The organism is Leyella stercorea (assembly GCF_021531655.1).
Window position 1 is genome coordinate 1 of record NZ_JADYUF010000109.1, and the last position, 876, is coordinate 876.

The window sequence follows — 876 nt, forward strand, 5'->3', positions numbered from 1 at the left end:
TACTACATAGGTGTAGCCCTCGTTGATTATCCTTTGCGCTCCACGCAGTGCATCATGGCATCCTCTTCTCGGTCGGAAGCCGTAGCTTGTCTTGGAGAATTGGTTCTCATAGATGGGAGTCAGTACTTGGTTGATGGCTTGTTGCACCACACGGTCTACTACTGTAGGTATTCCCAACAGGCGCATCTTGCCGTTGTCCTTGGGGATTTCTACCCTTTTCACTGGGTTCGGACGGTAAGAGCCGTCCATCAAGGAACGGATGAGCACATCCTTGTTGGTCATGAGCCATGGGAGCAGCTGCTCACACGACATCTTGTCAATACCACCACAGCCCTTGTTCCTCATAACAGCCTTGTAGGCTCGGTTGAGATTCGCAGGACTAAGGATTTGCTCGAGGAGGTGTTCCTTGTCGAATGGTACTTCCACGATGTTCTCTTCACACATCCACATGAAGGTCTGCACTCCCCCATACCATTCGGTTTCCGACCTATCTCTTTGGGGGCAGCCATTAACTTGGGATAATGTTTTCTGCATTCTTTCCTTCATAAGGTATGTTTCAATTACTATCGTTTAATTGTTAGGTTCAGCCATTCATGCAACGTTATCGAGTATTGCACTACTATGGCGTCTGCTGACTTCTCACGGCAAGCTTTACTCCGCTTCTTTCGTAAAAAAAACTATTTGAAGCGTCCGTGAGACCTCCTCGGATAAGGGCATTGTCTTTCCATCTTATACCCACTTCATTTACACCGACCGTTCCGAATAGCTATAGGGCTTTGGTTCTTTTTGCAACCTTACCCACGGTCATATGCCTTGTATGAAGTTTCTGTCCGTTAGGTCAGATGTTTGCCGCCGGCTTCTTTCAGATTCCAACTC

1 protein-coding gene is annotated in these 876 nt (G+C 47.6%); it reads right to left on the reverse strand.

Going from position 1 to position 876, the window contains the following annotated elements; genetic code table 11:
• The coding region (locus I6E49_RS14235) for a reverse transcriptase domain-containing protein (protein WP_262911567.1) at positions 1–546 on the reverse strand (546 nt) is incomplete at its 3' end.
• Positions 547–876: the final 330 nt, after the last annotated feature.